The sequence below is a fragment of the Paenibacillus sp. AK121 genome (genome assembly GCF_019042715.1).
Taxonomy (GTDB): domain Bacteria; phylum Bacillota; class Bacilli; order Paenibacillales; family Paenibacillaceae; genus Paenibacillus; species Paenibacillus polymyxa_C.
On record NZ_JAHPJM010000001.1, the window covers coordinates 388,230 to 409,720 of the forward strand.

Annotated in this window: 16 protein-coding genes; 14 read left to right on the top strand and 2 right to left on the bottom strand. The window is 43.3% G+C overall.

The window, feature by feature from the left end; translation table 11 throughout:
• Window positions 1-7: 7 nt before the first annotated feature.
• Window positions 8-2,950, bottom strand: coding sequence for a formate dehydrogenase subunit alpha (fdhF, locus tag KSP24_RS01735; protein ID WP_216974327.1), 2,943 nt, complete (start codon window positions 2,948-2,950; stop codon window positions 8-10).
• A gap of 602 nt (window positions 2,951-3,552) precedes the next feature.
• Between fdhF and moaA the strand changes: the two genes are divergently transcribed.
• The 11 genes from moaA (at window position 3,553) to KSP24_RS01790 (ending at window position 11,995) form a co-directional block, all read left to right on the top strand.
• Window positions 3,553-4,566, top strand: a complete 1,014-nt coding sequence (gene moaA / locus KSP24_RS01740; protein WP_016324579.1) for a GTP 3',8-cyclase MoaA — start codon at window positions 3,553-3,555, stop codon at window positions 4,564-4,566.
• 40 nt (window positions 4,567-4,606) lie between these two features.
• Complete coding sequence (gene fdhD / locus KSP24_RS01745; protein ID WP_164964496.1) at window positions 4,607-5,419, top strand: formate dehydrogenase accessory sulfurtransferase FdhD; 813 nt, start codon at window positions 4,607-4,609, stop codon at window positions 5,417-5,419.
• A gap of 135 nt (window positions 5,420-5,554) precedes the next feature.
• A complete protein-coding gene (moaD, locus tag KSP24_RS01750) occupies window positions 5,555-5,803 on the top strand; it encodes a molybdopterin converting factor subunit 1 (RefSeq protein WP_025675143.1) in 249 nt (82 codons plus the stop codon).
• Between the two features lie 62 nt (window positions 5,804-5,865).
• Window positions 5,866-6,570: a molybdenum cofactor biosynthesis protein gene (locus KSP24_RS01755; protein ID WP_025675145.1), complete on the top strand. Its 705-nt coding sequence runs from the start codon at window positions 5,866-5,868 to the stop codon at window positions 6,568-6,570.
• 89 nt (window positions 6,571-6,659) lie between these two features.
• Complete coding sequence (locus KSP24_RS01760; RefSeq protein WP_446724829.1) at window positions 6,660-7,739, top strand: thiazole biosynthesis adenylyltransferase ThiF; 1,080 nt, start codon at window positions 6,660-6,662, stop codon at window positions 7,737-7,739.
• A gap of 74 nt (window positions 7,740-7,813) precedes the next feature.
• Window positions 7,814-8,629, top strand: a complete 816-nt coding sequence (modA, locus tag KSP24_RS01765) for a molybdate ABC transporter substrate-binding protein (RefSeq protein ID WP_064962067.1) — start codon at window positions 7,814-7,816, stop codon at window positions 8,627-8,629.
• A 27-nt stretch (window positions 8,630-8,656) separates the two neighbouring features.
• The gene (modB, locus tag KSP24_RS01770; protein WP_090738696.1) at window positions 8,657-9,322 is read left to right on the top strand and encodes a molybdate ABC transporter permease subunit; all 666 of its coding nucleotides are present in this window, start codon (window positions 8,657-8,659) and stop codon (window positions 9,320-9,322) included.
• A gap of 184 nt (window positions 9,323-9,506) precedes the next feature.
• The gene (locus tag KSP24_RS01775) at window positions 9,507-9,854 is read left to right on the top strand and encodes a Na-translocating system protein MpsC family protein (RefSeq protein WP_013372245.1); all 348 of its coding nucleotides are present in this window, start codon (window positions 9,507-9,509) and stop codon (window positions 9,852-9,854) included.
• A 105-nt stretch (window positions 9,855-9,959) separates the two neighbouring features.
• The gene (locus tag KSP24_RS01780) at window positions 9,960-10,697 is read left to right on the top strand and encodes a tRNA(His) guanylyltransferase Thg1 family protein (protein WP_216974328.1); all 738 of its coding nucleotides are present in this window, start codon (window positions 9,960-9,962) and stop codon (window positions 10,695-10,697) included.
• Between the two features lie 3 nt (window positions 10,698-10,700).
• On the top strand, window positions 10,701-11,138 hold the full coding sequence (locus KSP24_RS01785) for an AAA family ATPase (RefSeq protein WP_216974329.1): 438 nt from the start codon (window positions 10,701-10,703) through the stop codon (window positions 11,136-11,138).
• A 26-nt stretch (window positions 11,139-11,164) separates the two neighbouring features.
• Window positions 11,165-11,995 carry a siderophore biosynthesis protein gene (locus tag KSP24_RS01790; protein ID WP_216974330.1) on the top strand — a complete coding sequence of 277 codons (831 nt, stop codon included), beginning with the start codon at window positions 11,165-11,167 and terminating at the stop codon, window positions 11,993-11,995.
• A 37-nt stretch (window positions 11,996-12,032) separates the two neighbouring features.
• On the opposite strand, the gene KSP24_RS01795 is transcribed toward KSP24_RS01790, so the two are convergent.
• Entirely contained in the window at window positions 12,033-12,521 is a 489-nt protein-coding gene (locus tag KSP24_RS01795) for a hypothetical protein (protein WP_013372241.1), read from the bottom strand.
• A 334-nt stretch (window positions 12,522-12,855) separates the two neighbouring features.
• Between KSP24_RS01795 and KSP24_RS01800 the strand changes: the two genes are divergently transcribed.
• The 3 genes from KSP24_RS01800 (at window position 12,856) to KSP24_RS01810 (ending at window position 20,237) form a co-directional block, all read left to right on the top strand.
• Window positions 12,856-14,322 carry an Ig-like domain-containing protein gene (locus tag KSP24_RS01800; protein ID WP_216974331.1) on the top strand — a complete coding sequence of 489 codons (1,467 nt, stop codon included), beginning with the start codon at window positions 12,856-12,858 and terminating at the stop codon, window positions 14,320-14,322.
• A gap of 211 nt (window positions 14,323-14,533) precedes the next feature.
• Complete coding sequence (locus KSP24_RS01805; protein WP_216974332.1) at window positions 14,534-15,412, top strand: hypothetical protein; 879 nt, start codon at window positions 14,534-14,536, stop codon at window positions 15,410-15,412.
• Window positions 15,413-15,644: 232 nt separating this feature from the next.
• Entirely contained in the window at window positions 15,645-20,237 is a 4,593-nt protein-coding gene (locus KSP24_RS01810; protein WP_216974333.1) for a fibronectin type III domain-containing protein, read from the top strand.
• Window positions 20,238-21,491 lie beyond the last annotated feature (1,254 nt).

The following is a 21,491-nucleotide window of genomic DNA, read 5'->3' on the forward strand; positions in this document are numbered from 1 at the left end:
GACCTCCTTATTTTTGATCTACCAAATCGACGTAACCGGGACGACTCCACTTACGGTTCACTTCAACCCCATTTTGCGGATGCCGCTTTTTATAACGTGGATTGATATGTGGCAGTGGATTTTGGCCATCGATCTCCAAAATTTGCATCCGTACTTTGGTTTGTTTATAGGCTGGTGTACGGGTGATGACATCAAATGCTCCACCAGTTAATAGATTGACAGCACCCTCATGGCTGGTAGAGTGCATTGGCACATAAATTTCAGTTCCCTGTACCCGGTCCGTCACCAGAACACGTAGCTTGACCGCACCATAGGGAGATTCCAGCCGAACCAGCGATCCGTCTGTAACTCCACGCTCCTCAGCCAACTCAGGGGACACTTCCACAAATACTTTTGGAAGTTTGAGCTGAAGGCCTGTTGACTTTGTCGTCATATTTCCTTCATGAAATTGTTCGAGCAGTCGACCATTATTTAAGGTCAGATCGAATTCAGCAGGATACTCTTTTGGTGGTATATATTCGAAAAGTCCCAAGCGTGCTTTTTTATCTGGAAAGTTAAAGCCGTTGGTATGCAGAAGCGGTGTGTTGCTACCATCCGGCGATCCCCAATGGAAGCTGTTCCAGCCTTCCAATACGTCATAATTACATTGGGAGAAAAATGGAGTGAGCGCCGCCATTTCCTCAAAAATTTCACTCGGATGACTGTAATCCCAATCAAATCCCATGTGCTTGGCAAATTGGCTGAAAATCCACCAATCCGGTTTGCTGTCTCCTATAGGGCGGAGCGCCTCGTATAAACGCTGTACGCGACGTTCGGTGTTCGTAAAGGTACCGTCCTTTTCGAGTGAAGGTACGGCTGGCAAAATGACATCAGCGAATTCAGCTGTCTTGCTCAGAAATACATCCTGAACGACAAGGAAATCCAAATTCGCCAGCATTTCTTGGGTATGGTTGGAGTCCGCATCCACCCATGCCATTTCTTCTCCAGCGATATACATACCTTTGAGCTTACCCGTCTCAATGGCTTCCAGCATTTGAATGTTATCCAGTCCGCGTTGGCTTGGAATTTGTACGCCGTAGGCCGCTTCGAACTTGGAACGAATGGCATCGTTCGTTACGGGCTGATAGCCAGGGAAAATATCTGGCATCGTACCCATATCGGCAGCGCCCTGCACATTGTTATGACCACGAAGCGGATATGCGCCTGCACCCGGACGCATAAAGTTGCCAGTCACCAGCAGCAGGTTGGCAATTGCAATCGAAGTGTAGGAGCCTGCGATGTTTTGTGTCACGCCCATACCCCAGCAAATGGCCGTGCCATCCGCTTCGTGAATTATGGTTGCTACCTGAATCAGCGTCTCTTTGGAGATGCCAGTTTCCTGTTCGGCGAATTCCAAGGTGAAGTTCTCCAGCAATTTCAAATATTCAGGATAGAAATTTACATGTTCCTTAATGAATTTAGCATCATGCCAGTTTTGCTCAATGATGTATTTGGCTACAGCGGATAACCATACATAATCCGTACCTTGCTTCGGACGCATGAACAGATCTGCGCGTTCTGCCATTTCATGTTTGCGCAGGTCCACCGAGATCAGCTTTTGACCATGCAGCTTATGCGCACGTTTGATGCGGGTAGCCAGCACAGGATGTCCTTCTCCCGGCGCACAGCCGACCAGTATGACCAAACCTGCTGAGGCAATGTCTTTAATCGTACCGCTGTCTCCGCCGATGCCTCCGGTGTATTGTAGACCCCATGATGCAGGAGATTGGCAATACCGTGAGCAGTTATCAACGTTATTCGTTTGGAACACCTGACGAGCCAGCTTTTGCATCAGATAATTTTCTTCATTGGTAAATTTGGACGAAGAAATAAAGCCGAGTGCCTCGCCGCCGTAGGTTTCTTTGATCGCTCCCATTTTGCTGGCCATCAGGCTCAAGGCTTCTTCCCAGGTTGTTTCCACGAATTCGTCTCCTTGACGAATTAAAGGCGAGGTCAAACGCTGATCGCTATTCACAAAATCCCAACCGAATTTCCCTTTGACGCAGGTCGAAATGCCGTTAACAGGCCCCTCAGAGGTAGGTTGTACCTTCAAAATTTTGCGGCCTTTGGTCCAAACTTCAAAGCTGCAACCTACACCACAAAACGTGCAGACGGTTTTTGTTTTTTTCGTACGGGTTTCACGCATCGCTGCTTCAGCTTCCGAAATTGCAAAAATACCGCTGTAGCCTGGCTCCACTTCCTTAATTAGATCAACCATTGGATTTAATAAATCCTTATTTATGCCGCTCATGAAGCCGGCCTCTCCCAGCATGGATTTTTCCATTAAGGCGTTACATGGGCAGACCGTTACACACTGACCGCAGCTGACGCAAGAGGAATCGTTAATTGCAACCCCATCGTCCCAGATCACGCGAGGGCGTTCAGCCTCCCAGTCGAGGGACAGTGTTTCATTGACCTGAAGGTTCTGACATACCTCTACGCATTGGCCGCATGCAATACATTGATTGGGATCATAACGGTAAAAAGGGTGGGACATATCCACTTCTGTGGGATCAACCTTCGGTCGATACGGATATTTTTGATGTTCAATTTCCATAAGCTCTGCGGTGTTATGCAGTTTACAATTACCGTTGTTGTTATCGCACACTGTACAGTAGAGGAGGTGATTTTCCAGCAAACGATCCATAGCCTCGGTTTGAGCTGCTTTTGCGCGATCTGAATGTAGATGAATATTCATTCCATTCGTAGCAAGTGTTGAACAGGAGCGTACAAGCTTTCCGTCTACTTCCACGATACATGTGTCACAGGTGCGGATCGGATCCACTTCGGGAACGTAACACAGTTGGGGATGGGCAATATTGTTTTCGTTGATTACTTCAAGAATGGTTGCACTGCTATTCGTTTTCAGTTCCTGTCCGTTTAATGTAATTTTGATCGTACTATCCGTCACGGTTCAGGCTCCTTTCAGATTTTGAATTTTAAAATTGGGAACAAAAAAACTCCACCATAAACACAAGTGCTCGTGTTTAAGCACTTGTGTTTATGGTGGAGTAGTGACCAAGCTCTAGGTCCTGGAGGCCAATCCGCCATAGGAGTATGTATTAATACCAGACAGTACGCACCGTCTGTATATCAATAAATTGAATATGTCATTTTCTGCATGTCATCTGGTGTAACTATAGCGTAAAATTTAAGATAGTTCAACGGTGATTTATTAAAATTTTTAATCGATAATGATTATCAATTGAGAAAACGAAAAATCATTGACAAACGTTCCAGGATTGCTAACAATAGGGATGTATCTATTTGAGAGCATTCGTGAATGGAGTGTACGTGAGAATCGCGTATATTTTATTTGGCGCAGCGCTTGTTAGTTTGATTTTTCTATATCACATGATGTGAGGATTCGTAAAATCCTGATGTAGATAAATTAACCGGCATTTAGCAGATTCTTCGGTATTCATAAGCGAAGAAGTTGTTGTGATGCCGGTTTTTTGGTTCAGTTCAGAGTTTAAAGAGGTTTATTAATGAAGACGGATTGAGGTGAACGGGATGGCGAACCGCAGCGACGATCAATGGAATCGTCCGTTACGGGACTTGAGAATATCCGTCATAGACCGATGTAATTTTCGGTGCCGATATTGTATGCCTGAAGAAATATTTGGCCATGACTATCCGTTTTTGCCAAAAGAAAAAATATTGACCTTTGCGGAAATTACCCGCCTCTCTCGTATCTTTGTCTCGCTAGGTGTTACAAAGCTTCGCATTACTGGTGGTGAGCCGTTGCTGAGAAAAGATCTGTCCTCGCTCATTCATTCGTTAACTCAACTCGATGGGGTTGAAGATATTGCTATGACGACGAACGGTGTCTTTTTGCCTAAGTATGCAGCGTCACTGCGAGAGGCGGGGCTGAAGAGAGTGACAGTTAGTCTGGATTCGCTTGATGATGATCGATTCCGCCGAATGAACGGGGGGAGAAGCAGTGTAAAGGCGGTGCTGGAAGGTATTGAGGCTGCAGCTCAAGCGGGAATGCAGGTGAAAATAAATATGGTCGTGCAAAAGGGCTTTAACGATCAGGATATCGTGCCCATGGCCGACTATTTTCAAAAGAAAAAGCATATTTTGCGCTTTGTTGAATTTATGGATGTAGGCAACACCAATGGCTGGAAATTGGATCAGGTTGTTTCCAAGCAACAGATCATCGAAACGATCCACGAGCACATGCCGTTAGAACCTGTTCCACCCCAGTACAAAGGTGAGGTGGCGACGCGCTATAGGTATCTGGACAGAGACGGGGAAATTGGCATTATTTCATCCGTTACGGACGCTTTCTGCTCCACATGTACACGGGCGAGAATTTCTGCTGAGGGCTCCTTGTACACATGCCTGTTTGCGTCTAAAGGGTACAAGCTTCGCACGATGCTGCGGTCCGAGCAATCCGATGATGAGATTAGATCTTACATTGAGCGTGTTTGGAGAGGACGTACCGACCGCTATTCAGAGGAACGGTTGACTCATACAAAGCAAGCATCGTCCAAAATTGAAATGTCACATATCGGCGGGTGAACCAAAGAGCCAGCCTGTCAGAAACAAGGGAGTTGAGCACATGGAAAAGCCGGCTGAGGTAAAACGCGAGATCCTGCGTTACCGGGACGGTCAGATCAAGCGTTTTGAAGACACAGTGGTGACGGAGTATCCGGTGACCATTAAAATCAATCAGCAGGAATTTGCCACCATGGTTTGTACACCAGAGTATGTAGAGGATATGGCAGTAGGCTTTTTGGCCTCTGAAGGCGTCATTCAACGGTATGATGATATCGAAGAAATTTGGGTTCAGGAAAAAGAAGGATTTGTTCATATTAAAACCCGTCGGATGAATGAGTTTTATCAAAACTTTCATTCCAAACGATACATTACCTCCTGCTGCGGAAAAAGTAGACAGGGATTTTACTTTATAAATGATGCCAAAGTGGCAAAAAGAATGAATGATGCCCATGTTAAGGTATCTTTTGATGACTGTTTCCGCCTGATGAATTTGATGCAAACCTCGGCACATACGTTTCAGGAGACTGGTGGCGTTCACAATGCTGCGCTGTGTGATAAAGACGGAATAATCCTGTCCAGAATGGATATCGGCCGACACAATGCGCTCGATAAAATCTATGGGTACTGCCTAAAGCATGATATTATATTACAAGATAAAATCATCGTATTCAGTGGGCGCATCTCGTCTGAAATTTTGTTGAAGGTTGCGAAAATTGGTTGTGAGGTTGTTTTGTCCAAGTCAGCTCCCACAGAGCTTGCACTTGAATTGGCAGAGGATCTCGGGATTACTACCGTCGGTTTTATACGAAGTCGTTCTTTGAACGTGTACACGCACACGGAGCGGATTGATGAACTGGTAGAATCTAAAATATAATATAAAAAATAATCAATGTAGACCATCATCGTTAACCAGCATGGAATAAAACCTTTCGAGGTATTAGTTCATGTTGGTTTTTCTTGGTGTATATGCGATGGTCAGTCCTTGTACTGAAAGGGGGGAACCTACTTAATGAACTATCATATTCAAGTATTTGCCGGACTTGCAGAACTGATGGGAAAGCCTATGATCACGGTGTCTGCTGATCAGGAAACGATGACCGTCAACGAATTAAAAGACTTGCTGTCCAAATATTTCCCTGAAGCAGCGGCCCAGTTGCAGGGGGCTTTTGTTGCCAGAAATCAAGCCTACGCCGCTCCTGAGGATCTGGTTAGTATACATGATGAGATTGCGATTATTCCTCCGGTTTCAGGAGGATGAGTTTCAATAACAGACTAGGTGAATTCGATAGATAGGGTGTATTAAAGGGGGGCGGGTGCATAATGCAATATCATATTCAATTATTCGCAGGTATGGCGGAACAATTTGGTGACGTGATCACTATGGAACTTTCACAGGAAACGGTGACCATTGCAGACATTCGAACAAGGCTGAATGAGCTGTACCCGGAGATAGCTTCACAACTGTCAGGTTCTTTTTTTACCCATCATAAGAAGTTGGCTTCTCCAGATGAACTTGTGCTTCCATCAGACGCAATTGCTCTTCATCAGTCAGCACCCGGAATGGAGACGGTCGTTTCAAAATGTGGCTTATACGCTATTACCTACGATCTGATTGATGCCGATGAGGTAACCTCCAAGGTACACGACCCTTCACATGGGGCTTCATTGACCTTTAATGGTACGACTCGGGAATTTACACAAGGTCAGCGAACGGTGCTGCTTGAATATGAAGCATATGTGCCGATGGCCATGAACACGATGAAGCAGATAGGTGACGAAATTGCAGATCGTTGGCCGTCAACGCGCACTGCTATTACACATCGGCTTGGTACGGTAAGGATTGGAGAGACCAGTGTCGTGATTGCTGTTTCTGCTGCGCACCGTGATGCTTGCTACGAGGCCAGTCGCCATGCCATTGAACGCTTGAAGCAAATCGTACCGATTTGGAAAAAGGAAGTGTGGGAAGACGGCTCGGAGTGGAAGGGGCACCAGCTAGGTGGCTGGAATCCTCATAACACCCCATAACTTCGAGTTAGGCGGGACATCTGGGCTTTTATCTTGTCTGATCAACTTGCAGCAATTAATGGATAAGAAGTATGGGGGCGTAAATTAACATGTCTGAAATGAAAAAGGAACCAATAACAGATGCTGATGCAAAAGCACACACGCAGGCGTCTCACACCCGATATTCAAGGCAGGAATTATTCGGAAAAATCGGGCCGACAGGACAAAAAAATATCCGCAGCAAGCATGTATTAATGGTAGGTGCTGGAGCACTGGGAACTGCGAACGCGGACATGCTGGTGCGAGCGGGCATCGGACGGTTGACGTTGGTAGACCGAGATTATGTAGACTGGAGCAACCTGCAACGCCAGCAGCTCTACGACGAAGCGGATGCCCATGAACAGATACCCAAGGCAGTGGCCGCCCAGAGGCGATTGCAGCAAATCAATTCGGACGTGGACATCCGTGCACTAGTTCAAGATGTATCACTGGAGGAAATCGGCGATATTGCGACAGGGGTGGACCTCATCGTAGATGCCACTGATAATTTCGATACACGTCTGCTTTTGAACGATTACGCTGTAAAGCACCAAATCCCCTGGATTTATGGAGCGTGTGTTGGTAGCTACGGGACAACCTTTACGATCGTTCCAGGACAGACACCCTGTCTGCATTGTCTGCTCGGAACTGTACCGCTCGGCGGTGCCACCTGTGATACGGTCGGTATCATTAGTCCAGCTGTACAAATGGTGGCAGCTTACCAAAGTGCCGAAGCATTGAAGCTGCTGACTGGGGACAATTCAGCCTTACAAGGCAAGCTGATTTCCTTCGATCTATGGAATAATCAACATCAGGCGATCCAGATCAGCGCCATGAAAAAAATTGATTGTCCGACATGTGGTGAGCATCCAGTGTATCCATTTCTACAATCGGAGCATCAGGCTAAAACGGCTGTACTGTGCGGACGTGATACGGTTCAGATCCGACCAGTCACGGGTGCTGTACGTGATCTGAACGAAGCGGCACGCCTGCTATCCCGCCAAGGGGGCAAAGTGGAGCATAATCCATATCTAGTATCCGTTGTCATTGGATCGCATCGGTTGGTTCTTTTTCAGGATGGACGTGTTCTGATCCATGGCACCAAGGATATCGCCGAGGCAAGATCTATTTATCACAAATATTTGGGTTGACCCAATAGATTTGGACCGTTATGAGATTGCATTGTCAACTCATTCCGGAATTTAGAGGACAGGGGAAAAACAAATTGAAAAAGAGATTCGGGTACATATTCATGTTTGTTGGATTGTTGGCATGGGTTCTGGCTGGGTGTTCGTCTCCGGCTGCTGTACAGTCGACACCGTCCGCACCCAAAACAGAGTTGATTGTATCTGCCGCTGCGAGTCTTCAAGATAGTCTGAATACGCTCAAGGATCAATATGAAAAGCAGCACCCAGATATCAAGCTTACCTTTAACTATGCTTCATCCGGTACTTTACAAAAACAAATTGAGCAGGGTGCACCCGCTGACGTATTTATATCGGCAGGCATGAAGCAAATGAAGGCTTTAACCGATGCTTCATTAATGGAAAAAGATAGCGTACTGCTTCAAAATAAACTGGTTGTGGTTGTTCCGCAAGATAAGGCGAACAGCACGTATAACAAAAGTATTACACTCAATGATCTGACAAATCCTTCTTTCCTAAAGCTTGCTGTTGGGGAGCCTACTACCGTTCCAGCCGGACAATATTCCAAAGAATCGCTGACAAAGGCCGGATTGTGGGACAAGCTGGAACCGAAGATGGTATTCGCCAAAGACGTAAGACAGGTATTAAACTATGTTGAAACAGGCAATGCCGATGCTGGACTCGTTTATTTGACAGATGCCAAATCATCCGATAAAACAGTCGTAGCACTAGAAGTACCTGAGGAATTGCATGCACCTATCCTGTATCCAGAAGGTATTGTAAAAGCAACCAAACACAGCAAGGAAGCAGGCGAGTTTGTCGATTTTCTGCGTACAGATGAAGCCATGAGCGTATTCAGTAAAGATGGATTTTCAGCTCCAACAGAAAAGAAATAGAATTCACAGATAAAGGAGGGGGTCCCGTTGGATTGGTCGGCTTTTCTTCCTCCGGTTATCGTATCTGTCAAAGTCGCTGTCGTTGCCAGCATTATTGTCTTTTTATTAGCTACTGTGGTAGCTCGGATGATGGCGAACTGCTCGCTGCGGAGAGGAACCAGCGTGATTGAGACCGTCCTACTTCTTCCGCTCGTTTTGCCGCCCACTGTTGTCGGCTTTATATTGCTCATCTTGCTGGGAAGGAAAAGCTGGATTGGCACTGCCTTTGAAAGCCTGTTCCAGCAGACCATTGTATTTACGTGGGGAGCCGCAGTGGTGGCGGCCGTAGTTGTTGCTTTTCCACTGGCTTATCGGACGATCAAAGCAGGCTTTGAAGCTGTAGATCCCGAGGTAGAGCAGGCTGCACGTGCGCAAGGTGCCAATGAATGGCAAGTGTTTCGCCATATTACGATGCCTCTTGCCTACCGACCGCTCATTTCAGGATACATTCTCGGATTTGCCCGAGGGTTAGGGGAGTTTGGAGCTACGCTGATGCTTGCGGGTAATATTCCTGAACAGACTCAAACCCTGCCTACGGCGATTTACACCGCGTCCGAGGTCGGAAATATGACACTCTCTTGGAGTTGGGTAGCCGTCATTATTTTATTCTCTTTTATCATGTTGATGCTGTCGAATCGATTGGTGAAAGATTAGTCTGTTTGGATTCAGTAATATACGCAGTCTGTCCGATCGGGCGGGCTGTGTTTTCTTTTCTATGCGTCCAATGGTAAGCATGTTCCAAGAATCACTTTCGCTTAATCTCTGTTTTATATGATAGGAATCGGTTATGATGGAAATAGTAACAAGGATTTTAGTAGATTTAGGAGAGCGGTGCGATATGAGAAAGGAAACGGGTTTTAACGAAATTATTCGAAAAGTACGTAAAGAGCTATTTGGAAAAGGCCCGGAACGCATACATACAACCTTTGTAGATAATATGGCCATCACAATGCTATACGGCAATTTAACTCCATCCGAAAAATTTCTTGCACAAGAGGTTGCAGGAAGAGAGATGGTGCATGCAGCTCGAACCAAAATGGTACAAAAAATCTATCCTGTACAGTTCAATAAAGAACTGGAGGAGTATATGGATTCCCGCTTACTGCATCTTTTTTCAGATATTAAAGTGGAGGAGGATATAGCCATCTCCGTTTTTGTGTTCGAGGATAATATTGCTGTGAAATAAAAAGAAATTGGAACCCACAATATCCATATTGTTGGAGAGTTCGGCTGCACCTTTGATTGATTTCGATGTTTGGATGCAATGAAAAGTGAAGGAGCTACATAGTTTATGAAAAAAGATGATTTTGGAAATAGAATGAAGGAATATGAAAATGCTTATAGATTAAGTCTGCCCCGCCGTTTACCCGTAATTATCAGAATCGATGGTGCTCATTTTCATACTTTTACACGTGGGATGACGAAACCTTTTGATGAAAAGTTAATCTTTGCATTATGGGAGACGTGCAAATATTTGGCCTATAATATTATGGGCTGTAAACTGGTGTACCATCAGAGTGATGAAATCTCTCTGCTTCTTACGAATTATGACAAATTAACGACACAATCATGGTTTGAAAATAATCTTCAAAAGATGGTGTCTATATCTGCCTCTTTGGCTACTGCCAAATTTAATGAGGAAATCCAGAAAGTTTATCCGGATAAGCCTCTAGCCACTTTTGATGCAAGAGCATGGGTTTTACCTCACGATGAGGTTGCCAACTACTTTCTATGGAGACAACAAGATGCTACTAAAAACAGCATTTCTATGGTAGCTCAAGCTCATTTTAAGCATTCAGAACTACAAGGATTGAACGGAAGTCAGCTCCAAGACAAGCTTTTTGTGGAAAAAGGACTGAACTGGAACGACCTTCCAGTCTGGCAAAAGCGGGGAATCTGTATTACCAAACAACAGTATAACAAAGGAGAAGCCGTCAGAAGCAAGTGGGATGTTGATCATGACACGCCAATCTTTTCACAAAATAGAGATTATATTAACCAATATGTATACCTGGACAAGGATGTGTGAGGTTTGGAGTGTGTCATTTTTATAGGAATTCAGGCTTCGGGCAAATCGACTTTTTATAAAGAACGATTCTTCAAAACACATATGCGAATAAATCTTGATATGCTTAAAACACGAAATAGGGAAAATATGTACCTTCAGACCTCCATCGAAACGATGCAGCGTTTTGTAGTGGACAATACAAATCCCACAGTCGAAGAACGAAAGAAATATATAGATGCTTGTAAAAACAAGGGATTTAAAATCATTGGCTACTACTTTGAACCTGATTATGCTGAATCTTTTAAGCGTAATGAGCAGCGCACAGGCAAAGAGTATATTCCTGAAATCGGTATTAAAAGTGTAATGAGTAAACTAGAGGTCCCAAGTTACGAAGAAGGATTTGATGAAATTTACAGCGTGATTTCGAGTGAGGGGACGTTTCGGATCGAAAAGCAACCATAGAACCGTACAATTTAGGAGGAGCATCCATGAACATACCAGAGAGATTTATCAAACGTTTTCCAGCATACGAGGACGTATTTGCCAGCGATCTTGAACATCACCGTAAGCACTTTCTGCCAATTTGCTCGATTAATCTTCAATTTTTATTTCCAGAGCAGGACGAGTGGCTTCATTTTGTTTCCGTAAAAGAAATCCACGAAGGCTGTGTGGGTGAAAATACTCAGCAATTTCATACCTTATATACCAAGGAAGATATGCTGGGATTCGATGTAATTGACGGCAAATACAAATTCGAAGCAGACTGGAATTATTTTAGTCTTCATCAGAAAGTGCAGCTGGAAGCTACCTATGAAGCGCTGAAATCTACCGGGGATAAAGCGTACCTACGTATGAAGAGAGAAGTCATAGCGTTGGACGGACTGGATCAGGTGTACACAGCTAATGAACAAGATTACGAAGCTCGCAAAGCATTTTTCTTAGAAAATAATAAAATCTATCCTTATTCCTCCTTTGGAGAGGCCAAAAAGTCTGTGGAAGAGCTCACCCACGATTTTGAGGAAAAGCAATCCAGTGGTTGGGGGCTAAGCTTTCCCGAAGTCAACGGTATTCTGGATGATATCGCATTTCAGTCTGATGAGGCTCAAAGCTACATCAAGGAATATGACGAATCCTTGGAAGAGATGCTTAAGTTCGAGCAAACTAACTTGCTTCATGTGCCTAAACGTACCAATGGTGAGACATTTACATATATCGGTTCTTTCACCGGGTATTATTTTCAAGCGTTTGGAGCTGATACGGTTTACTTATTTTATGATCGAGAATTAAAGAAAGCGGTAATTTGCTTCGAGTATTCCTAGCATATAGAAAAAGCTCCCCAGACGGGAGCTTTAAAATTTATTTCTTATTGATCTTCACGTCGTGCTCTTTGGCAAGTGTGTTAACCTGTTCACCAAAATCTCTGAATAGCTTTTTACCCTCGCTTAGCTTGGTATTACCCTCATTAATTAAGTTCAGATCCCCTTTTTCCAACGCATCGACCATCGTAATGAGTGCTTCCTTTTGAGTGCTAACTGCCTTGATGTAGGTTTCGTGGACAGCTCGTACCTCAGGAGTTTCCGTCTTTACTGCTTCAACCTTATCCAGGTATTTGGTGTATTCTGGGATAATATCATCTCGTAACGTATTATATAGTGTTTCATCATCTGTGAAGTTATCCCCTGTCACGGATTCATATTTTTCAGTTACTGCTTTTTCATCTTGTGCTAACGGAAGCATTCCGTCATTCACATAGGTAATTAAATCTTTTTTTACTGGATCGGTAGAGCAAGCTGACAAAATTGAAAAGCAACACAATACTAGCATAAATACGGTGAGTTTTTTCATCTGTATTCCCCTTTTTTATGTATGTTTATGGGTAATTCGACGCTGATATAGGCTAAAAGTACTACCCATATCTATTTATTATATCGTATAAACAAGAGATTGGTAGGGTTTTTATGGTAAAATAGTGTCTAAAATAAGTTTATTGTCCCAGAATTATCATATAATCTATTGATTCTAGGGGGTTCTATTTTAGGGAATGAAGACTAAAAAATATTTACACAATATATTCCATTAGAACCAAGAATGTTTTATGATAGAGACAACAGCCTAGAATTGCCCTGGTTCTCCAGGGAATAGCGGGAATTCCTTAAACCATTTGAGAGGGGATTTCAGTATGAAGAGGTTCAGAAAGGCTATTTCAGTTATGCTCAGCTTGATGCTCCTGTTTGCTTTTGGGATGACTGCAAACGCGAGTCAAGGAACAGAGATGAACAAGGAAAAACAAGCTGTTGAAGCTGATTCCAGTTTTCAGCTAACAACGAATAACGAAGATGTTATTGAGCATCTAACCCGGGTGGACAAGCCTGAAGGTATTACATCCTCAGTTTATAACATGCAGGAAAATATCAATTTCAAAGCACCAGAGACATTCTCTTTGAAAAAGGAGACCCTTCCTTCCCTGAAAGCAAGTCCAACGGTAGCTACAGCTTCCTCTGCTACGTACTCCGGTACGATTACAGAAGAGGGAGGCACGCAGTTTTTATATCCGATTTATGTGAAGCCAGGTGAATTGTTGCAGGCACAGTTGGATGGTCCATTTTCAGAACAGCTTGACTATGACTTATATTTGTACGAATTTGATATGACGACAGGGGATATTAACCCCAATGCTATTGATGCCTCCACCTACGGGACCTATTTTAACAAGTATGAACATGGGTCTGCATCACTTCCTGAAAACGTAGGAAGCCGTAATGCTACCGGATCTGAGAAAGCTTACGCAATTGCAGTCCATTCCAAAAAGGGATCGAGCATAAATGATCCTTTCTATTTAACCGTGGATGTAAACTCCCAATATGATGCCTATGAACCAGATGAGAGTGCTTTTCATGCCTATAACTTTACATTTAGTACAGGGGGATCTACCCTTAATTCACGCTCCATTCATTCAGGAATTGACAACGATTGGTATCAAGTTACAATTCCTGCGAATCGCAATTATGATGCTCTGAATGTCAAATTAGACAGCACTTCGGAAAGCTACGGTTACAAAGCGGAAGTTTACGGGGCTCTTAGTGGCAACCAAATGGTACTTTTACCGCAAACCAATCATAATGTTACCTTGAATACGGGAACCTACTATGTGCGAGTGTACACCACAAATCAGTTTTCAGCTGATCACTTATATGCACTGACACTTAAACCAGTACTTCGGGCTGGTAAAATTGTAATTAACGGATACGACTCTAAAAACGGTCCGAATGACTATCCATCCTACTCTTACGGTCGCCATTATCGGGTTAATGGAAATACCAACCTGACTGTAAAGGGTGTCGTTACTACAACGGATAATTATCCAGTAGCAAATGCGCCAGTTAATGTGACATGGTTGAACCAGAACTGGACTGAAAGCAGCGGGAATCGAACTCGTACAAGCACTGGCTATACGGATCAAAATGGAGCCTTTAGTGTGACCCTTTCTCTACCGCATTCTACGGGAAGTATTGCGGAATACTTGTCTGGCCCCATAAGCTTTACACATTACTATGATCTTTCAGGTGTAGCTGCCCAGGTGTCAGGTACTTCGCTTACAGCCACAGATATTGTATATCACTTTGCTTATAGCATTTATGGCGGTTGATGTACTGTTCTATTAAGCAGTGACAGCGTCAGCTTGTTTGTTTAACAATTCACATTCAGAGTCAGGAGCTTGCTTCAAAAATTGTTCATTTTTAGGACAAAGCATATATTCATTCCATATATGCTTTGTCCGATATATATAGCGACAGGGTTACATTAGATTGTACATACGCCTTAGATTGCCTGTTACAAACATGACAGGAGGAAACAGGATGAATTTTGAACCTCTTAGAGCACAACAAGCGGTTCTTAGCTCTAGTAGCTTACGGATCAATCCGGCAAGCAAGCAAGTTCCATCCCCCCAGCTACATGAAGAAAAACTCTCCAGGTTCGTCGTTCAGGATTCTGTAGAGATTAGTGAAGCCGGCAGACAATTGGCTGAAGGGGCCATCGTGTCGCATGCTGCCAAGTATTTTGGCACAACACAGATCAATGATGCATTAAACCGAGTTTTGGAAGATCAGCCGGAAGAAGTGTCCAATGCAGTATACAACATGATTCAATCCAATTTAATCGTCGACGGAACGGTAACGGATGAGAAGCAGCGCGCGGTGCTGCTGGAAATGGGAGTTTCCCAATCCAAGTATATTGCAGATCGTTACATGGAAGGCGATAAAGCCAAGGAATTTATGAAAACCATGAACCAGATAGCTGGTATTGCCTTGACACGAACCATTGATTCAGAGACCGGGGATATTAGCTACACGACTCCAATAGATCGTCCGATAGGTGCCCCTGAGGATTACGTTAAACTATCGGAAGTGATGAAACAGGTAGATCCTCAAAAATATACTGCGTTCATGAATGACATCAAAGGTGGAGGAAATGGATTAAGCCAGCTGTTGAGTTTTGCACAAAAGGTTCCTCAAAACCCCGATTGGATTAATAAATACAAAGAGCGTACAGAACAGACTGAAGAGCTGTTAAATAAACCACAATTAACGAATCAGTTTGACAAAGCGGATACATCCTCAGCTTCTGCGTTTATGAACAGTATGCAAAATCTTCTTAAGGAATCTTCTCCTGCTCAGGACTCTTACATGCAGAATATGCGGGGATTTTTTCGAAACTTGGGTGTTCAGGTTGATTAAAACTTCAAAACGATCGCTGAGATGAGAAATTCGAAAATTTATTACAGTTCATTTTGCTGTTCTGTTTACATCCTGCTTGGAACGAAGTATAATAGCTTCAAAACATACTCGTGAACTTGAGGAAGCACCTCAAACTCAGGCATTATTGCCTTGGTTTGGGGTGCTTTTTCTATTTTAGTCAAAGCGAGTACGTAGAAATCTTTGAAAATAAAATAAAGTAAGGAGAAGTGATATGTATCGAAAAAATAAACGAAGGGTTAGGAAGCACGGTAAATGGGTGTATGGAGCACTGGCTTTACTCCTCTTATTGATGATCATTCCTATATTCCCGGAAAGGGTATCAGCTGCTACCCAAGAAATCATTGGAGGCCCTTTTTGCCAAAACAATTTGCCAGATGGGGGCGACAGTTGGGGCTCTTGGTCAGGAAGTGGGATAGGAGCAACGGAAGTATACACTGGCATGGGTTCGGCAAGGTATAAATGTGATGGGACTACACAGCCGACAAATCGTTTTATTGATATTGGAAGATCTATTAAGACTTCTGATTACAGGGTTTTTGTTTACATTGAGGGGTCTTATCATACCGATATATATACATCAAATGCCGCAGCAGGCGACAGTTGGAGACCTAACGGAACGAATTTATATACATGGACTAATGTAACGAAATTCTATGCCAATAGCGATTACCAGGGAAAATGGATAGATATCACCGACTCTATTACATTAAGGGATGTTCGATATTTCAGAGCGATGGGAACTAGTCAACAGACAAGTAATGAAATATCCAGGTTTGGAATCCGTATTATTCCCAAATCAGACTTGATGCCTAAACCACCCCAGATTCACGCAGACGCAGGGGGACAAGCTGTTACAGGGTGGACCAAAAAGCCTGTAACCGTGTGGATCGATGGAGATGTAGCTCCTGAAGGATTAAAACACTATGAATATAGCCTGAATGGAGGAGCATTTCAGCAATTTATCGGGCCTTTCACTGTTTATGACCATGGTGTAAATACAATTTATGCTCGTACAGTGGATGTGAATAACCAGTATAGTGGTCTTTCTTCCGCGAATGCCCGGATAGACAGGATGCCACCCACTCCCCCCAATATAGACGTAACAGGAAACAGTAATGAATATGCCGTTTTATTACAACCGGGTGCAGACGATTATTCTGGACTAGCTCATACTCAATTTCGTTTGACCGGCGTTGTGAATCAGGATTGGCAGGATTACGGTGGAGTGTTTCATGTGAATCAAGACGGCAAAAGCACGATATATGCTCGTTCCATCGATAGCGTCGGTAATGTGAGCCGGGAGGTAAGCAAAGAAGTCACGATTGATAAAAAGGGGCCGACGGCTCCTCTTATACGGGCTAGCGAAACAGGTCCAACAAACCGTGATGTGAATATTACCATTGAGTCAGGGAGTGACTCTACAAATGGAATTAAGATGACGCAGTATCGTTTGAGTCCAACAGGGGAGTGGCTGACATACAATAGCACTTTTACATTGAATGCAGAAGGGAGTTATGAGCTATCAGCGCGGACGATCAATAATCTTGATGTGTCTAGTCTAATTGTAACTCAATCGGCCCTGATTGATCGTACCAAACCAACCCCTCCGAAAGTTGCGTTTTCTGAGGTAACGAATCCTACCCGATATATCAATAAGCCAGTACAATTTACGCTCTCAGGTGCAACGGATACTACAGCCGTACATTATGAATATCAATTGGGCTCTGGCGCTTATGTGCCTGGTTCATCGGGAATATTAAATAGTTCGGGGATTGTAGAAGTAACTGCTCAGGCTGTAGATGCAGCTGGAAATCGAAGCGTTCCGGTGACTGCAAAAACTTATATCGATTTGGAACAGCCGAGCATCCAACTGACACCCAACTCGCGTGAATGGAAGGATACCCCTATTGACGTGAAGATACAATATGCTGACCAGCATTCGGGGATTGAACCATCGACAATGCAGTATAAAGTCACGAACAGTCCCGATTCACCAGAAAACTGGGAGACTGCAGCCGATCCCATAGTCCAGCTGGATCTTTCAAATGAAGGTGAATGGTATGTCCATGCGAAGGTGAAAGACCAGGCAGGAAACATCTACGAAACGGTCAGCAGTGCACTTCGCATTCAAAAGCAACCGCAGTCGGTTGTGCTTTCGGCAACATCTGTACGCAACACAGAGGTTGATTTGCATTGGACTCTACCCTCTGGTCTTAACGATGGTTATGTCTATACAGTCCGGAATGTAACGACAAATGAGGTTTGGGATGTTAGCCATCCCACCAATTCTTTTACAGATAGAGGGCTACTAGGAGGACATGAATATGAGTATGAAGTGCGTTGTAGTAATCATGTAGGTGGCAATGCGTATTCCAATCGAGTGCATGTATTAACGTTACCTGATGCCCCAGATCACGTCCAGTTGCGACCAGTCTCTCGTCATTCAGCAGAAATTATGGCCGACTTTACGCCAGTATTTTCAGCTAATAAATATAGTATTACAGCAGCGGACGCAAGTACGGGAGAAATCATATTTAAGGATACGGTTACACAGGATGTGTATAACTCAATTAAGGGAATGGAGCCTGGTAAGTATTACGAAGTTTCTGTATCCGCTATAAACGACACGGGAGAGGGGGCAGCAAAGCATGTATCTTTTTTAAGTCTACCAGACAGCCCAAGCGGATTCCGAAATGTAACCGTAAGAGAAGATGGAATCGACTTGAAGTGGAATTCTGTAATCACTGCCACCTACTACGCCCTTGAGCGAGACGAGGTCTCGGTTTATAACGATGTGTATACAGAATTTACCGATACTGAGCTTCAGGCGGGAACGGAGTATAGCTATCGTATATCTGCCGAAAATGCAACAGGATTTGGAGACTACGCTCATCTCGGCGTTATGACATTGCCAGATCGGGTAACTACACTTTCAAGTGTAACCAAGGATGTATATTCTGTCGGTGTAGCGTGGCAAGATGTGCAGGGGGCTGAAGGGTACATCTTGAATGTTAACGATGAACCAAAGGTGCAGATTCCGCGTGGTATCCGTTCATATACTTTTGAGGGCTTGCCAGCAGGCAGATCTGCCAATATTAAAATTCGGGCTTACAATCGAAGTGGTACGGGTCGGGATACATCTATCAACGTATTAACACTACCTAATTCACCTATACAACTTGCAGCTGTAGATGTTCGCGAGCATAATGCCACATTGATATGGGCTCCGGTTGATGGGGCAACTCAATATAAGGTAACAATCAACGGTCAAAATTATTATAGTACGGAAGCACGGGTAGTTGTATCTGGTTTAGCAGGTGGGAAAAACTACGATTTTCAAGTGAGCAGTGGGAACAGCAGTGGTTACAGCCCACCAGCGTTGGGTCAACTGCTGACGCTTCCGCCTCAGGTACAAAATGTAAAAGTCACGGAACTTGGGAATGGAAGGATTTCACTGACCTGGGATGAAATCAAGAGCACTTCACAATATGCTGTAATCCGCAAAGATACAGGAGAAATTTTTGACACTAGAAAGGCTAATATTATACTTTCAGACATCCAGCCCGGTATAATTTACTCGTTTAGTATACAGGCGATGAATACAACGGGAGAAGGCGGCATAACTCCTCTTACGTATCGCGCGTTGCCAGGTCAAATAGCAGATCGTAGCTTGGTTGTTAAAAGCGTAACGGATACCGATCTGCTTATTACGTGGCAAGAAGCTCCAGGTGCAGATGCTTATAATGTCTATAAAAATGAGATGCTTATTGGTCATACGATTGCTCACGAGTTTAAAGTAGACGGTTTAGACAGTTCTACATTGTCTCGTATTACTGTTAAGCCAGTGAACACAAGCGGTGAAGGTAAGCGAACAGAAGGTGAGGTGGAGACGCTACCGTCTCCAGCATTTGCGTTTTCGAAGATTGAAACAACCAATAGAGAATTTATCATCCATTGGGAGTCAGAACATGAAAATGATATTTTCGTCCTCGCCAGTGAAGAAGGAACTGAGCTATATCGTGGCAAGGATCGAGGTTTTATCTGGAGACAACTGAGAGAGAAGCAATTGTATACCGTTCAACTTTGGGCAGAAAATAGTCAAGGAAAACGCACGGAGGCAAAACAAGCAAACGGCAAAACTACAGGGAACACTGTGGATACAGGTGGTGGAGCAGGAGGCGCAGGGAGTGCAAAACCGATTCAGACTGTTGTAGAGGAGCCGACAGAAACAAAAACAGAGTTCTTTCAAGGCTTACCAATCGAGACGAAGCCAAATCATTTTAGTGACATCGAGCGGGTATTTAATAGAGAGAAAATAAATGCGCTTGCCGATTTGGGCGTAGTGAAGGGGACATCCAGCACGCTTTTTGAACCAAACAGACCTGTAACACGTATGGAATTCACTTCGATGCTTGTTCGTTCTCTAAAATTACCGCTCGAAACGGATATGGCTCTAGAATTCGAGGATATTAATCCATCGGCGTGGTACGTTGATCTACTCAAAACAGCAATTAAGGATCAAGTCGCTCGAGGTTTTAGTAGCAAAGTATTTGGTCCAGATCGGGTCATAAACCGGGAGCAGGCTGCTAAAATGGTGAATAATATTATTAAGGCTACACCACAGCAAGAAAGCAATGTATACTCAGATTCTTCTCAAATTGTTGAGTGGGCCAGAAAGGATGTGCTTGGCCTAACCGAGATTAATTTAGTGCAAGGATATCCAGATGGCAGCTTCCGTGCCAAACAGGAAGTTACGCGTGCGGAAGCTGCTGAGATGATTTATAATATGCTTCAAATGAAATAACCAAAATTAGGGAGGGGGGCTGTGAGTAACGGTAATAATTGAGACTGATTTGGTTGATAACTGAGACATTTTTGGGTATATGTTTGAGACATTTTTAAACCAGTAGAAACAAAACCCCTTGTTTCTATTGGTTTTTTGTGTTTCTATTTACTATATATATTCTATATATGCTAACATATGGTACAAGGTCAGAAATATAATAGGCATTCCGTCTGTACAGTATGTTGGATAAGAATAAGGGATTGATACCTCAGATAACATGTGGAAATCAATTAATGACTGGGTTGGTATGATTGAGAGAACACGGGAGATTCTAAAGAATACACAATCGGTGAGTGAAATAGCACGTCGACTAGGAAGGTCCAATAATACTGTGTACAAGATCATGGGATATTTAAATAAAAATAAGCTTTTGTCAAGGGAGTTATCTAAAAAATTCGGTCCAACCAGAACATGTAGTAGTGATTTGGTACAGATTTTTAGAGAGCTTTTAAATTGGGAGGGTAAACTCGGATTACTACAGAACTCAAGAGCGATTTTAGGTTGGAATATTAACGTTCTACTATTATTTATTTGATCCTGCTGTGCAACGGTATTTTATATTTAATGCCCTATTAGATAAAGAACATTATCAAAGGAAAACAATAGAACGTCAGAATTATAACAGTGCTGAACTTGTAGATCAATTGGAGAAAGCTCTTCAAACATTTGTGTATGAAAATCTTAAAATATCTCATAAGGCAATTGCTCGATATCTAAAAATTCCATTTTCTGCCTTGGGAGTACGGACTGGGTAATAGAATCTCTAAAGCAATTAGAAAGCAAAACCACAATAAGAAAAAGTTAAAGGAAAAATATCTTTGGTCACTTGCAAATGAGTACATCAAAACACACGATCATGAACAAATTACATTAAGGGATGTAGTCACATTTTTAGGGATGTCTTATAGCAATATAATCACGAATTATAACGAATTAAACAATAAAATAACTTCAAAAATAGAAGAAACTAAAGAGAAACTAAGACAGGAAAGAATCAATAAATATAAGGCTGATGTAGACTTCGTGATTTCCGATTTGCTCCAAAAAGCCGGCCGGATAACAGTTTGTACAGTATTAGAATACACGGGGGTATCTTACCATACTTTATATAAATCTATGCCCGAAGTATTACTGTATATCCGTAAGGAGAAAGATAGACTAAATTTTAATAAAATCCCCAAGTGCTGTACAAATCTCTTCAACTCGCATAGC

What these genes read in the sequence shown, in the direction of transcription:
- KSP24_RS01780 (WP_216974328.1), top strand. Translation starts at nt 9,960, where the DNA reads ATGAAAAAAGATGATTTTGGAAATAGAATGAAGGAATATGAAAATGCT.
- KSP24_RS01775 (WP_013372245.1), top strand. Translation starts at nt 9,507, where the DNA reads ATGAGAAAGGAAACGGGTTTTAACGAAATTATTCGAAAAGTACGTAAA.
- KSP24_RS01790 (WP_216974330.1), top strand. Translation starts at nt 11,165, where the DNA reads ATGAACATACCAGAGAGATTTATCAAACGTTTTCCAGCATACGAGGAC.
- moaD (WP_025675143.1), top strand. Translation starts at nt 5,555, where the DNA reads ATGAACTATCATATTCAAGTATTTGCCGGACTTGCAGAACTGATGGGA.
- moaA (WP_016324579.1), top strand. Translation starts at nt 3,553, where the DNA reads ATGGCGAACCGCAGCGACGATCAATGGAATCGTCCGTTACGGGACTTG.
- fdhD (WP_164964496.1), top strand. Translation starts at nt 4,607, where the DNA reads ATGGAAAAGCCGGCTGAGGTAAAACGCGAGATCCTGCGTTACCGGGAC.
- KSP24_RS01805 (WP_216974332.1), top strand. Translation starts at nt 14,534, where the DNA reads ATGAATTTTGAACCTCTTAGAGCACAACAAGCGGTTCTTAGCTCTAGT.
- KSP24_RS01800 (WP_216974331.1), top strand. Translation starts at nt 12,856, where the DNA reads ATGAAGAGGTTCAGAAAGGCTATTTCAGTTATGCTCAGCTTGATGCTC.
- KSP24_RS01795 (WP_013372241.1), bottom strand. Translation starts at nt 12,521, where the DNA reads ATGAAAAAACTCACCGTATTTATGCTAGTATTGTGTTGCTTTTCAATT.
- KSP24_RS01755 (WP_025675145.1), top strand. Translation starts at nt 5,866, where the DNA reads ATGCAATATCATATTCAATTATTCGCAGGTATGGCGGAACAATTTGGT.
- KSP24_RS01760 (WP_446724829.1), top strand. Translation starts at nt 6,660, where the DNA reads ATGTCTGAAATGAAAAAGGAACCAATAACAGATGCTGATGCAAAAGCA.
- KSP24_RS01810 (WP_216974333.1), top strand. Translation starts at nt 15,645, where the DNA reads ATGTATCGAAAAAATAAACGAAGGGTTAGGAAGCACGGTAAATGGGTG.